Here is a 13750-nt window from a genome sequence, read left to right on the forward strand (position 1 = left end):
TGGCCTCCCAAGGACACCCCGCGATTTGCTTGGTCCTCGCATTTCAAAATCGCAAAAGTACAGGCAAACAGTGCGTCCATGCACTGGTTGTCTTTTCGTCGCGTCCCTGCGACTCACCTTTTGCTCTTTTTTGAAATGCTCAGCGCAAATCAACGGGGCCCATCAAATCAATGTCGCGAGTCTCTCAAGAGACTCGGTATCTGCTGCAGAGGTCTCTCCCAAACATCCTGTTATTCGTGACATTTATGTATCCATGCATGGCAGATATGCGAATGCCGTGAAAGGCAGGGTGAAGTTGTGAAGCAACAGAACGAGAGGCTGGATACCGAACTGGGGAAGATGGCCAGGGAAGGGTATAGCGAACTGGAAAAGGCCATCAGGATAGTAGCCGCCTGGAGCGGCCTTACTCGAAAATAGTTATAAATCTTTATTTTAATTGCATGCTGTTCTATAAGGATTTTTAGAGGGAGTGTATAAAGAATTAACAGTTAGTTTTCTAATAACATCAAATAGTTTTATTTATAGCCACTTTCATTATATATCTTGTGCCAGAGGTTGATTTTGGAAATTGCACTCTTTAAAGAAATAATATCTTCGTTTGATACGGTTGGATTTGGTTTGATTGTTGGTGGTGTTGCCATATTTTTAATTATGAAGTTTTTCTTTCCTAATTATGTAAAGGAAAAAGCAAAGAATCTTGCAACAAAAGAAGATATTGGTGGTATAACTAGAGAAGTTGAATTAATTAGGTCTTTATATTCAAGTTCTTTAGAGGAATTAAAGGCCTCTCATCAAATTCAATTTGATTCAATTAAGAGAGAGCGAGATATAAAAAAGAAACATATATTGAGCTTGTTGGATGCATTATTCAGCGGTTAAATATTATAACAGCGATGTGTAATTTGGGGTTGACCGATTCGGAAATAAGTAAGTCATTAATTGAAGGTGAATCAAAACTGGCCCAGCTATATATTGTTGGCAACTCAGAATCAATAGAAAGTGTGTCTGATATGATGACTGAGATTGGTACAGTTATCACAGTTCTTATTATAAAAAGAAAAGAGTTAATTCGTAACTCGTCTCAGATTGATACATTATCAGGATTAAGAGATAAATCAAGTGATAGAATTGACACATATATAAAAATGATGGAAGAAATTAGCATTAAAAATGAGAGCAATCAGGATAAATTTGATTCAATAAAAAGATTCTGTGACTTTGAAAGTGAGCGTGTCAGTAGTTTCAAAAAGGAGATTGATGAGCTGATACAAGCTCAAGATGTTAAAATGAAGGCTTTTGCGAAGGATTCATTATTTGAGTTTTTTAGAGTGTCTGAGTTAACACCAAGAGTTATCTGCAGTATTAGGAAAGAGCTCAACATACCAACAGACATTGAATTTATAGCTCGTGTTATAAATGAATCAAACAATAAAGTCAAAGAGTCTCTTCGGGGGGTGTTAATGACTTTTCATTACTGAGATAGGGTTGTATTAGGGAACGTCTATTTCAATTATGGTGCAGTGATATAGAAAAGCGGCCAATAATTACCCAAGTTCTTTTAAAAGGAACAAGTAGATATTTTTATGAAAACAAGTTTTGAATGATGGATATCAAAATATTACTACTTTATGGGCTGCAGGTCGGAGTCTATTACATGGAGGTAAGTGAATGAAACACTATTCAACGGATGATGCGACTAATCAGGATTTTAAGCCCCATGGGAAGATTAGTTTTAATGTGATTGATGACAATGTCATCCTGTATCGGCCCGTCGGGCCCTTTAACCAGGAATTGGCTAAGGCCCTTGCCGAGGTGGAGTCGAGGTTTCTTCATGAGAAGTACTCATCAAACTGCGAGTGGGTTGAGGTGGTGCTGTTTGAGGGGCCTTGTGTGGCTTTAGGGGAGTTTTTCAGCGAGTTTTCAAGTTATCTTCTTAAAATGAAAAAGAAAGAGCTGCTGCCTCTGGCATCTGCATTTGTTTTTTCACAGGATGCGGAATCGCCGGATTTTATGAAGAAAAGATATGCCCAATCCTATCATGATGCAGGGATCCCTTTTTCTGTGTTTAATAACGCCGATAAAGCACTATCCTGGGCAAAGCAGCACCTGAATCAATAATCTGAGTGGCTCTCTCTGGGGCCGCTGATTTGTGGCTGCTGTTTATTTTGGAGATGAGCGCTTCGGGGAAGAGTTCTGTTGTTCGTGATGCGTCGGGGGATTTTTATGCTTAAGGAGTTTGCACGGCGTTGTTTCCTAAATCCGAGTCTGATAATTGACTTGTACCCATTCAGGCAGCTTGCTGCCTGACAGGCATACCAAGCCCGATCACTTTGTTTAAAGCTTTAACTCCGGCCAAGGCTTCCCCAACCTGACCGTTATAACAACGTAAGCTCAGCTGTGGAGAATTGAGCTGTTTGTAGCGAGACATTGCTGTTTCTGCTAACGAGCGCTGATGGTAGTCGTTGTCATGCTTCCATTGTGAAAGCTGCCCATTTTTAAGCGCTTCGACAGCTTCATTTCTGGGATGATCTCCTTTCCAGTAAGCTGCATTACTGCGGGGAGGAATCGTTGGTTTACAACCCTTTCTCTGTAACAGTGCATAGCAAGCCTCTGTATCGTATGCACCATCTGCTGAGACTTGCTGTATCTTGCGTCGTAGTGGGTTTAATAAGGTCGGCAACACCTCGTTATCTCCAACACTATCAAGGCTGACCTCGGCTGCTATGATTTCATGAGTTTGAGCATCAACAGCCAGGTGGAGCTTGCGCCAAACTCGGCGCTTTTCTTTTCCGTGCTTGCGCATTTTCCACTCTCCCTCACCGTGGATTTTGAGCCCTGTCCCATCAACGACCACGTGAGCAACAGGGCCTCGGCTGGGGCGGCGATATTTTATCTCAACGGTCTTCGCTCGTTTGCTGATACAGCTATAAGTCGGTGACTTAAGAGGAACATTCATGAGCTGAAAGACCGAATCAAGGAATCCTTGCAACCCCCTCAGTGGAAGGCTGAATACTCCTTTGAGCATCAACGCGGTTTCGATAGCGGTATCACTGAACGTGAAGCCTCTTCCTCTGTCGCCATGGTGCTCCTGACAATGCCAGTTTTTGACTGCATTCTCATCCAACCAGAAGGTGATCGAGCCACGCTTTACCAATGCTTTATTGTATTGAGACCAGTTCTTGATTTTGCCGTTGGATTTACCCATTTGAAGCTTCCCATCATGACGATGGGAGATCAGATCTTGCTCAAACCAAAAGGTTCCATCGATTTAGGAAACAACGCCAGTTTGCACCATCACTGTATGTGGCTGAGGGGCCGGTCGTGTCGTTTTATGGTTTTCCCTATCCAACCCGGATGGCTATCGTGCGCCTCGCCGATGGCGGGCTGTGGGTCTGGTCGCCGGTTGCTCTGACCGATGAGCTGGCCTGCGCTGTCGAGGCGCTCGGCCCGGTTAACCACATAGTCTCTCCCAACAAGATTCATCACCTGTTCCTCAAGGAGTGGGCCGACAGATGGCCCGAGGCGCGTTTGTATGCACCGCCCGGCCTTGCTCGCAGAAAGCCTGAGCTAAGTTTTACTGCTGAGCTTGGAGATGGGGCGGAACCTGCTTGGGCCGGGGAAATTGATCAGCTGATATTTCATGGCTCGTTTGCCATGGAGGAGGTGGTGTTTTTTCATCGCCCCTCCCAAACAGCGATCATCTGTGATCTGATCCAGCGTCACGACTCAGAGAAGATGCGGGGTTGGAAAGGAATGCTGATGAAGCTTGATGGTTTGGTCGGTGAGAAGGGGAGTACCCCGCGAGAGTGGCGGCTGAGCTTTATCCGCAAAGAGCCCGCCCGGACGGCCCGGCAGAAACTGATTGAATGGCAGCCGCAGCGGCTACTGATCGCCCATGGTGAGTGTGCCCAAACCGGTGCGACACCGATTATCCAGAGTGCCCTGAGCTGGATCTGATACCCTGTGATGGAACTGTTTGGCTGAGGGGTTTGGTGATCTCCAGGCCGGTCGCGGCCAATAAAAAACCAGCCAGGTGTCTTGGCTGGTTTTTTAGATCCTGGTAAGTCGGAGATCATTCTTGCGCTTGCTTCACCCGGATTTTGCTTTTAGCGACCTTGGTCTGATTCAGGCTGTCGATTGCAGCTTTTGCTTCACTTTCATCTAGCATCTCCACAAATGCAAACCCTTTCGATTTGCCGGTTTCCTGGTCTAGCACCAGGTTGCACTCAGCGACAGTGCCATGAGTCGAGAACAGATCACAGATTTCATCTTCGGTCATGGTGCGTGCGAGGTTGAGAACTAAAAGTTTCATAATGAACCGTTTGGTACAGGAAGTCGGGCGCGGATTGTCTCAGGTTCACGCTGACAAATCCATTAGTGGGTGAGGATTTCACTTCCAATAAGTAATTCTTCTGCATGCCTCAGTAACTGTGAGCATTATTAGCTGTGGCAGGTCAACCTTGTGACGGAGAAACAAAATTCTCATCAGGAGGATAAAACCATCCATTTTTGCCGCCGAGTTGGTAATATTCACTCTTTCGGCTGACTAGCAGATAACAACAGCGAAGAATCCACAGAATGAATGAGCTACAGACCCGGGTAGACGCCCTGCGTTCCCAGATTGAAGATTACAACTATCAGTATTATGTGCTGGATAACCCGACGGTTCCGGATGCTGAATATGACCGCTTGATGCGTGAGCTGCAGCAGATAGAGCAGGAGCATCCCGAGCTGCGTTCGGCCGACTCCCCGAGCCAGAAGGTTGGCGATGTGGCCCTGGATGCCTTTTCATCGGTGGAGCATGAGATGCCGATGCTGTCGCTGGATAACGTATTTGATGCTGAGGAGCTTGAAGCCTTTGGCAAGCGGATCGCCGATCGCCTGCTGGACCCTGAGCCTCTGACCTTCTGCTGTGAGCCTAAGCTCGATGGCCTGGCGGTGAGCCTCATTTATGAAAATGGCCAGCTGGTGCGGGCGGCGACCCGGGGTGATGGGCGCAGCGGTGAGGATATTACAGTTAATGTGCGTACCATCCGGTCGATTCCGCTACGGCTTCGGGGTGAGGGCTATCCTGAGCGCCTTGAAGTGCGCGGTGAAGTCTTTATGCCCAAGGCGGGCTTTGAGAAGCTTAATGAGCGCGCCCTTGCCAAGGGGGAGAAACCCTTTGCCAATCCACGGAATGCGGCGGCCGGTAGCTTGCGTCAGTTGGATTCTAAGATCACTGCGACTCGTCCGCTGGCATTTTATGCCTACTCGACCGGGATCATCGAGGGAGGGGAGCTTGCTGACAGCCACTACCAGAGATTGCAACAGCTAAAGGGCTGGGGTCTGCCGGTGACCGCCCTGATTGAAGAGGTTAAGGGTATTGAGGGCTGTCAGTCCTATCACGATCGCCTGCTGGTCGAGCGCGATTCCCTTCCTTTTGAAATTGATGGCCTGGTGTATAAGGTCGATGATATCGCCTTGCAGGAGCAACTCGGATTTGTCTCCCGGGCACCTCGTTGGGCGATTGCCCACAAGTTCCCGGCTCAGGAAGAGCTCACCGAGTTACTCAATGTGGAGTTTCAGGTGGGGCGGACCGGTGCGATCACCCCAGTGGCAAAGCTGGAGCCCGTGTTTGTGGGGGGAGTAACCGTCTCCAATGCGACCCTGCATAACCGTGATGAGATTGAACGATTAGGTCTGATGATCGGCGATACCGTGGTGATCCGCCGCGCCGGGGATGTGATCCCTCAGGTGGTCTCTGTGGTAACGGCGCGCCGTCCCGATGATGCCCGGGCCATCGAGTTCCCTGAAACCTGCCCGGTGTGTGGCTCTGAAATAGAGCAGCTTCCTGATGAGGTAGTGGCCCGCTGTAGCGGCGGTCTTTTCTGCGGCGCCCAACGCAAAGAGGCGCTGCGTCACTTTGCATCACGCAAGGCGCTGGATATCGACGGCTGTGGTACCAAGCTGGTGGAGCAGCTGGTGGATCGGGAGCTGGTGCATACGGTGGCGGATCTCTTTTCACTGAACCAGATTGAGCTGCAATCTCTGGAGCGGATGGGACCAAAGTCCGCCCAGAAGTTACTGGCGGCTTTTGAGAAGGCTAAAGAGACCACACTGGCGCGTTTTATCTATGCCCTGGGTATTCGTGAAGTGGGCGAGGCCACAGCGGCTAATCTGGCGACTCATTTCCAGAGCCTGGAGGCGATCATGGGCGCTGAGGTAGAGGCCCTGTGTGAGGTCTCGGATGTAGGGGAGGTGGTTGCCAAGCATATCTGGCTGTTCTTCCGCCAGCCTCATAATCTTGAGGTGATCGAGTCGCTACGCTCAGCGGGGATCCACTGGCCAACTCCTGAGGCTCCCTCTGTGGACGCACAGCCTCTTGCCGGTGAAACCTATGTACTCACTGGGACTCTGAGCCTGATGGGGCGCAGTGATGCCAAGGCTAAGCTGGTAGCACTGGGGGCCAAGGTGGCAGGTTCGGTCTCCAAGAAGACCAGCTGTGTGGTTGCCGGAGAGGCGGCAGGCTCCAAGCTTGCTAAGGCGACCGAGCTGGGGGTGCCAGTTATCGATGAGCAGGGGCTGGTAGATCTCCTGGCTCAACATGGAGTTGTGGAGTAATAAGACAGCCAGTGGCCCCTTTTCGGGGCTATTGGCTAAATTGATACGAAGCATTTGTTGAGACAAAGTCGATATGTGGAATTTGACGTCCCATCCCTATCCCAAAGTGAACTCCGTTTACTCCCTCATTGAGTGGGCTATTTAGCTGCCAATTCAGCTCCCTGGAGTGCCTCTGGCCACAGCCAAACGCAAATTCCAGGATCTCCGTTCCTCGCTCCTTTCCCTGGCATAACCCCATCAATTCAGATGTTCTATCCCGATCAGCAATCACCAAACGGGTGATGGCGCTGTGTTCTATTTCCAGATACCCCCCTGACTCTGCAACTTCCTGTTGCCAGGCTTGCATGGTTGCATGATGCCTGGTTGCATCCGGGTGGGTGTAAAGATGGATTATTCCATCAAACTGAAAGCGTCCCTTAACACTAAAGCTTGACTCCTTATGCTCCTGATTAAAGATAGCTGCTTCGAGAAACTCAGCCATGGTATAGAGCCAGCCCTGGGTCAGCTCTTGATCAAAATTAGCAGCCTCAATTTCATCTTTTAATCTGATCTCTGCTCTGTGGCCCTCGCCACTTTGCACCAGGCAACCTGAGCTTTGCAAAATCTCTTGGTATATTTTGTCACGCTTGGTAACGCTCGGGATGAGTCTGGTGTTTAATAACGAACTAAGGCTATAGCTTGCTTCGTCCGGGGTGCTTAAAAACTTATTGAGCAATATGTTTGCTGAGAAGATACCGAGGTCTTCTTTGTTGAGAAGAGCCTGCTGATTAATGAGTTTGGTGATAAGAAACAAGCAATTAGAATCAAACGAAAATTGGTTAAAGTCGCTTGTTTTAAATCCCTGAGCTGAGGCTTGTGAGAGTAGGTCTGCGGCATCGCTCACCAGGGTTAGATCGTGAGTCTCTATGGCGCGCAGGAATTCAAGATGATTCATTGTATTACCAGGTATGGTTGGTTGGACATATAAAAGCACAGCCCGGAGGGCCGTGCTTTTAATTAGCCTGTCGGCTTACCAGTAGAGTTGAGCTGTCTTACGGCGGGTATTTTTGGAGAAGCTCTTAACGATTTTTTTCTGATTCATTGGAATGTCCTTTTTATCCATTTAGAAGATATTGTGTTAACGCTACCTCGCACTTTTAAATAACGAATAAATTATCGGGAATCGGTAGCACGGGATCTATTTGAGTCTGAAATTAACCTAAGTGCAACATAATATTAACCAAGACCAGTTTGCTGCGACAACTAATGGCGCTGGATGCGCAAGGATAAAGATTTGGGGTGTCTATTTTTCAGTAGATTATCTTATGAGGAAAGGCCGCTAAATTAGCCTCAGGTTTCATCGGCACTGGTTTTCGCAGGAGAGTTGTGGGTATTACTTTGGCGGATATTTTGGATACATATCTGAAGGAGCAGTTGAAAAAGCAGAAGGTTTACCTATCTCAGCGAGCTTGCCTATCACGATAAGCGAAAGCTGTGAGGGGGAGGCTCAAGGGGCTTTGCCCCCTGAGTGAAGCCCTACCACATCAGATCATCTGGGATCACATAGTCGGCGTAAGGATCATCCTCATCCACCGGCTCGCTGGATGCACTATTATCGTGAAGCGAGGCGATGAGGGTGTCGTCGATTTCGGCCAGGCGCTGGGCGATATTGGCGGGCAGGATATAGAACTTATCTTCCAGCACACAGATGGCCGCGGTACCACGGGTCAGGGCGCGTTGCACCAGCTCTTTGACGTAGAGGGTCTTGACCTTGTTGTCGAAGCTGAAGTTGTAGGCGATATCCCCGGCATAAGACTTGTCGCTATGGTGCTCGATCAGTTGCTTGACCCGGGCCCGCTCTTCTCGCAATGCCAGGATCTGCTGCTGTTTCTTGTTCAGCTCCAGATCACGCTCTTTACGCTCCTGCTGTTGACGCTGGATCTCCTGCTGCAACTCGCTGACCTCTACATGGCCTTTTTTCTTTTTGGGCTGCTTCTTGATGCGGGCGTGTTTTTCAGCCTTGGTTTTTTTCAGCTTTTTCTCATTGGTCAGCCCTGCCTTGAGAAGCTGCTCCTGTAATGAACTCATGGTGATCTCGAATGTGACAAAGATGCGGCTATTTTAACGAAAATAGCCGCCAAGTCACCCTTTGCGATTAGGCTTGGTGATGTCAGCAGAGCCTATGACTCCGGCTCGCTTTTATCGCCGCTATTGCCGTTCTTTCCATTGTTGTCACTATCCGGGTGAGGCACAAACAGGCCGTTGCCCGATTCCCAGGCCTGGTGGAGAAGTTGCATCAGCCGCTCCAGAAGTTTCGGCTCACTGGCCAGCAGTTTTTTCAGCTTATCCATAGGGATCCACAGGGCATCGACCGGGGTCTGGGCACGGATGGTGCTACTGTAGATCCCGGTGAGCAGGGCTTCGATGCCGAGTAGGGCTCCGGGAGTTTCGGTTCCGACGAGCTCGGTCTGGCCATTTTTGGTCTGATAGAACTCCACCTGACCCCGGACTATCATCAACAACCCGTCGGCGCTGGCGCCCTCCTGGGTGATTCGGTCTTCCGGTCCGTAGACCCTGTGGCCGGCAAAGGAGATCATCTGCTCCAGGGCCGGTATCTGCAGATCCTGACTCCAGTCTGAATCCTGTAACAGATGCATGGGATCGGGGGCGCGACCTGAATCGGGGTTTGTGACAGGTCGTGCATCTTCTGCTCCACCTGCTCCAGCAGTTTTTCGGCCTCGGGTTTGGCCAGGATGGCATTTTCATGCATCTTCTTGAGCAGGTGACGCTCGCGGTTGAGTAGGATTCTCAGGGTACAGCCGGTCTCCAGGGAGCGGATCACTTCGGGGAAACATTGACGCAACTGCTCGATATGGCCAAAGGTATCACGCTTGTTGGCCAGAATATCCTCCCGGACTTTTTCATCGACCGCCTTGGAGGGGGCCAGCTCGTGGACATGGCTGAGCATCTCGTCCTGAGCCTGGACAAAGCCGCGGGCGATATCGTATCCCAGGGTCATCCGGCGAAATGCCATGTGGGCTGCAAGCTTGCTACAGCCTGGCATCTTACGCAGCCATATCAGCATCGGAGGGGTATTCCATAGCTGCTGCAGCTGATCCCGGGGGAACAGGGTGGGGTCCCATCCAGGGCATGCTCCACGGCGTCCACCAGATGCTGGGTAGCGCTGCGTCCCAGAGTTCCCTGGCGGAATAGCGTCCAGTAGTATTGGCGCTCTGTTTCGAGTAAGCGTCTGCGAAACGCGATCTCTACATCTTCATCCGCGGCCTTGGTCGGCTCTGCCTTGGGATCAAAGCTGATGAACTCATCGATTTTGTCCCAGTCTGCGCCGGCCAGGAAACGGTTCTTTTGCAGCTCAGGGAGCATCTCCTGCATCTCGCCACTGATCAATGCCTGAGCCTTGTCTACGGTGGCCTGCTTACCTGAGGGGAGCCTGTCCAAACCGAGCCGGGCCAGCAGCCAGCTCATGGTGGTACCATTAATCACTATGGTCAGAACCACCATGCCGGCACACAGGAACAGCACCTGATCGGATAGCTCTGCCGGGAACAACTCGAGCTGGACCACGGTTAGCGCCAGGGCCAGAGAGACGGCACCACGCAGTCCACCCCACCACAGCACGATCGCTTTTTCCTTGGTGATGCCGATGCCGATCCGTGCCAGTAGTGGCATGAATAGAAATATGGTACCACCGCGGATCACCATCACCGCGATATAGAGGCCCAGCAGCGCCAGCCAGGCAACGGGATCGTTGAGTGCGACCCGGAACGCCACCAGGACACCCACCATCAGGAAGATCAAGGTGTTGGCAAAGTGGGCGAGCATCTCCCAGAAGTGGTGGAGGAATCCGGCTACTTCGGGAGAGATCCGGGTCCTCCCGATTCCGGCAAACAGCAGCGCCAGTGCGACCACGGCGACCACGCCGGAGACATGCAGTACCCCTTCGGCGACATAAAACACCAGGTAGGCTGATGCGACCGACAGGGTTATTTCAATCAGTGGATCGTTGAAGACCCGGCCAATCCAGCCAAGGATCACTCCTCCGATGGCGGCCCCCACGATGAGACCCAGGCACACCACCAACAGGAAGTCGACTACCACCTGGGGAGGCGTGGTTCCGGCCGAGCCAGCCGCCAGGGTCAGGAACAGGGTAAACAGAACTATGGCGGTTCCATCGTTGAGCAGCGACTCTCCTTCCAGCAGGGTTTCCAGACGTTTTCGAGAGCTGACCTCCTTGAGCAGGGCGACCACGGCAACCGGGTCGGTGGCGCTAATCAGGGCGCCAAACAGCAATGCCAGTGGCCAACTCCAGTCCCAGGGAGGGCGTAGTGAACCACGGCGGCGGTGGCCAGGGTGCAGATCAAAAGACCTGGGACCGCCAACAGGGCGATCTGCGAAAAGATCCGTCGAAACAGGTGGACCTCCAGGGAGGAGGCGGATTCAAAGATCAGGGTCGGCAGGAACAGAAATAGCAGAATGTGTGGATCGATATCCGAGATGATCGCCAGCGACTGGCCAAAGTGTGGGGAGAAAGAGGAGATGAAACCGTGTCGCTCCGCCAGTCCCAGGACCAGGCCGATCAGCAACAGGGCGACCGTATAGGGGATCTTAGTGCCCTTTTGCAGGTAACGGGTCCCGGCGCCAATCAGCAGTGCGCTGATGATGAAAACCAAGATCTGGATACCATAACCCTCTTCCATGACGTTACTTCCTTTCCATCCCTGTTGATCCAAGTTTAGACTCGCTTGAAGAAGTCGCCCGGGAACTTGTGGTGGGCAAGGGGCCTCTTGTATGGTGCGTGGGAATTGGTTAGCCTTGGCGCAGATTTTTTATTGGTGATCTCAGCGTGTTTGGAGAGAGAATGACAAAGTATATTGGTGCCCATGTGTCAGCATCGGGTGGGGTGTGGAACGCACCTAAAAATGCCCACGAGCTGGGAGCCACAGCCTTTGGCCTGTTTACCAAAAATCAGCGACGCTGGGAGGCTAAGCCCCTGGGTGAGGATGATATCCGCAAGTTCAAGGCCAGCTGCGACAAGTATGGCTACAAGCCGGAGCAGATCCTGCCTCATGATTCCTATCTCATCAATCTGGGACACCCTGAGCCTGAGGCGCTGGAGAAATCGCGGCGCGCCTTTATTGATGAGATGAGTCGCTGCCGGCAGCTTGGGCTGACGCTACTGAATTTTCATCCTGGCAGTCATCTTAGAAAGATTTCAGAGTCAGAGAGCCTGGCGCTGGTGGCCGAGTCGATCAACATTGCCCTCGAGCAGGTACCCGGGGTGAAGGCTGTGATTGAAAATACCGCCGGTCAGGGGAGTAATCTAGGCTACCGGTTCGAGCAGCTGGCGGAAATCATCGAGGGGGTTGAGGATAAGTCCAGAGTTGGGGTCTGTATCGATACCTGCCACACCTTTGTTGCCGGTTATGATCTCAGAATCTTTGAAGCCTGTGAACAGACTTTTGCTGAGTTTTCCAAAGTGGTGGGCTTTGAGTATCTGGCGGGGATGCATATCAATGACAGCAAGGCTGAGCTGGGCTCCCGGGTCGATCGTCATCATAGCCTGGGGCAGGGGTATATCGGCGAAGCTGCGTTTCGATATATCATGGAGGACACCCGGTTTGATGGGATCCCTCTCATTCTCGAAACCATCGATGATACCATTTGGGCTCAGGAGATCGCCTGGCTCAAGGGGTTGGCATGTCAGACTGAAGCGGCCGTTTGAGCCGCGTGTATGCATTCAGAGCAGACCTTCATTTTTCGCACGAAGGCCTCTTAACTTTTTTAGACGGGAAACATGATGGCAAGTTGGAAAGATGTGATCGGTGAGCAGAAACAGCAAACCTATTTTCAGGAGACCTTGGCTCAGGTTCAGCGCGAACGCGATGCCGGACAGATCATCTATCCTCCGGCCAAGGATGTGTTTAATGCGTTTAAATTTACCGAGTTTGCGGATGTGAAGGTGGTGATCCTGGGTCAGGATCCCTACCATGGTCCGGGGCAGGCGCATGGCCTGTGCTTTTCGGTATTGCCCGGGGTGCGCACGCCTCCTTCGCTGGTCAATATCTATAAGGAGATGGTCCAGGATATCCCGGGTTTTACTATTCCTGAACATGGTTATCTTGAGAGCTGGGCACGTCAGGGAGTCCTGCTGCTGAATACGGTTCTGACGGTTCAGGCGGGAAAGGCGCACTCCCATGCCCGGCTTGGCTGGGAGCAATTTACCGATGAGGTGATTGCTCAGCTCAATGCACACCGGGAAGGGGTTGTCTTCCTGTTGTGGGGGGCCCATGCCCAGAAAAAAGGGCGAATGATCGACAGGCAACGCCACCATGTGTTGTGCGCACCTCATCCCAGCCCATTGTCGGCACACCGAGGCTTTTTTGGTTGTAAACACTTCTCCCAGACTAACGAGCTGCTGATTTCTCAGGGCAAGCAGGCGATCGACTGGCAGCCTCAACTGGTAACACAGGAGACAGTTGAACCAATCTCTGGTTGAGTTAACAGCTTTTAATAAAGATGTTATCGCTTATGGATCCTGAGCTGTATAATGGCGCCATTTTGTTGCAGGCTTTCAAGGAGAGTATATGCTGGCCGCGCTGCGTCAGGAACACAGAAATATCGGTAAGTTGCTGGATGTTCTTGAAGAGAAATTGTTTTTACTGAAACAGGAAAAGCGTATCCGCTACCGGCTGATCCGCGATATCATTGGTTATCTGCATGATGTGTCTGACAAGACCCATCATCCCCGTGAAGATCTGATTTACGACTATTACCTGGAATATCGCTGCCAGGATCCCAGGTTGGTGAACCGGGTGAAGCAGGAACATCAGCTATTTATTTCGGCGAGCGAGGAGCTCAGTGCGCTGGTGGAGATGATCTTGCTGGATGCGGTGATCCCGCAGCAGCAGTTTATTGAGCAGCTTGCCCGTTTCATTGAGCTGCAGCGCGGGCATATTCAGCGCGAAGAGCAGGAGTTGTTTCCCCTCTTAAGTGAACAATTGACCGAGGATGACTGGCGATTGGTGGAGCAGAGCTGGCAACATGGCCAGGCTGAGGATCCCCTGTTTGGTAAAGAGGTTGCCGAACGTTACCGGGAGCTTGCTAAGCGGCTCGGTCTGGTGGAATAAGAAAAGCCTGCTGGATGCAG

The 13750-nt window shown here is 51.1% G+C and carries 16 protein-coding genes; 8 read left to right on the forward strand and 8 right to left on the reverse strand.

What is annotated here, in order from left to right:
• Positions 1-561 precede the first annotated feature (561 nt).
• From DB847_RS06630 to DB847_RS06640, 3 genes are all read left to right on the forward strand, one after another.
• On the forward strand, positions 562-879 hold the full coding sequence (locus tag DB847_RS06630) for a hypothetical protein (RefSeq protein WP_108649972.1): 318 nt from the start codon (positions 562-564) through the stop codon (positions 877-879).
• A gap of 23 nt (positions 880-902) precedes the next feature.
• On the forward strand, positions 903-1478 hold the full coding sequence (locus DB847_RS06635) for a hypothetical protein (RefSeq protein ID WP_234418529.1): 576 nt from the start codon (positions 903-905) through the stop codon (positions 1476-1478).
• Between the two features lie 190 nt (positions 1479-1668).
• Complete coding sequence (locus DB847_RS06640; RefSeq protein WP_108649974.1) at positions 1669-2118, forward strand: hypothetical protein; 450 nt, start codon at positions 1669-1671, stop codon at positions 2116-2118.
• A 169-nt stretch (positions 2119-2287) separates the two neighbouring features.
• Here DB847_RS06640 and DB847_RS06645 read toward each other — a convergent pair whose 3' ends face one another.
• Positions 2288-3205: an IS5 family transposase gene (locus DB847_RS06645; protein WP_108648954.1), complete on the reverse strand. Its 918-nt coding sequence runs from the start codon at positions 3203-3205 to the stop codon at positions 2288-2290.
• 116 nt (positions 3206-3321) lie between these two features.
• Between DB847_RS06645 and DB847_RS06650 the strand changes: the two genes are divergently transcribed.
• Positions 3322-3957 (forward strand): DUF4336 domain-containing protein, encoded by a 636-nt coding sequence (locus DB847_RS06650; RefSeq protein ID WP_199911758.1) that lies wholly within the window; start codon positions 3322-3324, stop codon positions 3955-3957.
• Positions 3958-4072: 115 nt separating this feature from the next.
• Here DB847_RS06650 and DB847_RS06655 read toward each other — a convergent pair whose 3' ends face one another.
• Positions 4073-4312 carry an RNA recognition motif domain-containing protein gene (locus DB847_RS06655; RefSeq protein WP_108649975.1) on the reverse strand — a complete coding sequence of 80 codons (240 nt, stop codon included), beginning with the start codon at positions 4310-4312 and terminating at the stop codon, positions 4073-4075.
• A gap of 266 nt (positions 4313-4578) precedes the next feature.
• Here DB847_RS06655 and ligA point away from each other — a divergent pair, with 266 nt between their 5' ends.
• Complete coding sequence (gene ligA / locus DB847_RS06660) at positions 4579-6603, forward strand: NAD-dependent DNA ligase LigA (protein ID WP_108649976.1); 2025 nt, start codon at positions 4579-4581, stop codon at positions 6601-6603.
• Positions 6604-6631: 28 nt separating this feature from the next.
• Here ligA and DB847_RS06665 read toward each other — a convergent pair whose 3' ends face one another.
• From DB847_RS06665 to DB847_RS24855, 6 genes are all read right to left on the reverse strand, one after another.
• Positions 6632-7537, reverse strand: a complete 906-nt coding sequence (locus DB847_RS06665; protein WP_108649977.1) for a hypothetical protein — start codon at positions 7535-7537, stop codon at positions 6632-6634.
• A gap of 581 nt (positions 7538-8118) precedes the next feature.
• Positions 8119-8670 (reverse strand): DUF2058 domain-containing protein, encoded by a 552-nt coding sequence (locus DB847_RS06670; RefSeq protein WP_108649978.1) that lies wholly within the window; start codon positions 8668-8670, stop codon positions 8119-8121.
• A 92-nt stretch (positions 8671-8762) separates the two neighbouring features.
• Positions 8763-9179 (reverse strand): Crp/Fnr family transcriptional regulator, encoded by a 417-nt coding sequence (locus tag DB847_RS24840; protein WP_199911759.1) that lies wholly within the window; start codon positions 9177-9179, stop codon positions 8763-8765.
• Positions 9176-9667 carry a hypothetical protein gene (locus tag DB847_RS24845; protein WP_199911760.1) on the reverse strand — a complete coding sequence of 164 codons (492 nt, stop codon included), beginning with the start codon at positions 9665-9667 and terminating at the stop codon, positions 9176-9178. Before DB847_RS24845 ends, DB847_RS24840 begins: the two co-directional genes overlap by 4 nt.
• On the reverse strand, positions 9661-10893 hold the full coding sequence (locus DB847_RS24850) for a cation:proton antiporter (RefSeq protein ID WP_199911761.1): 1233 nt from the start codon (positions 10891-10893) through the stop codon (positions 9661-9663). Before DB847_RS24850 ends, DB847_RS24845 begins: the two co-directional genes overlap by 7 nt.
• On the reverse strand, positions 10875-11300 hold the full coding sequence (locus tag DB847_RS24855) for a cation:proton antiporter domain-containing protein (RefSeq protein ID WP_199911762.1): 426 nt from the start codon (positions 11298-11300) through the stop codon (positions 10875-10877). Before DB847_RS24855 ends, DB847_RS24850 begins: the two co-directional genes overlap by 19 nt.
• 161 nt (positions 11301-11461) lie before the next feature.
• On the opposite strand from DB847_RS24855, the gene nfo reads away from it, so the two are divergent.
• The 3 genes from nfo (at position 11462) to DB847_RS06690 (ending at position 13730) form a co-directional block, all read left to right on the forward strand.
• The gene (gene nfo, locus DB847_RS06680; RefSeq protein ID WP_108649979.1) at positions 11462-12325 is read left to right on the forward strand and encodes a deoxyribonuclease IV; all 864 of its coding nucleotides are present in this window, start codon (positions 11462-11464) and stop codon (positions 12323-12325) included.
• 75 nt (positions 12326-12400) lie between these two features.
• Positions 12401-13099: a uracil-DNA glycosylase gene (ung, locus tag DB847_RS06685; protein WP_108649980.1), complete on the forward strand. Its 699-nt coding sequence runs from the start codon at positions 12401-12403 to the stop codon at positions 13097-13099.
• Between the two features lie 88 nt (positions 13100-13187).
• The gene (locus tag DB847_RS06690) at positions 13188-13730 is read left to right on the forward strand and encodes a hemerythrin domain-containing protein (RefSeq protein WP_108649981.1); all 543 of its coding nucleotides are present in this window, start codon (positions 13188-13190) and stop codon (positions 13728-13730) included.
• The last annotated feature ends 20 nt before the right edge of the window (positions 13731-13750 follow it).

This window comes from Dongshaea marina, assembly GCF_003072645.1.
Classification (GTDB): domain Bacteria; phylum Pseudomonadota; class Gammaproteobacteria; order Enterobacterales; family Aeromonadaceae; genus Dongshaea; species Dongshaea marina.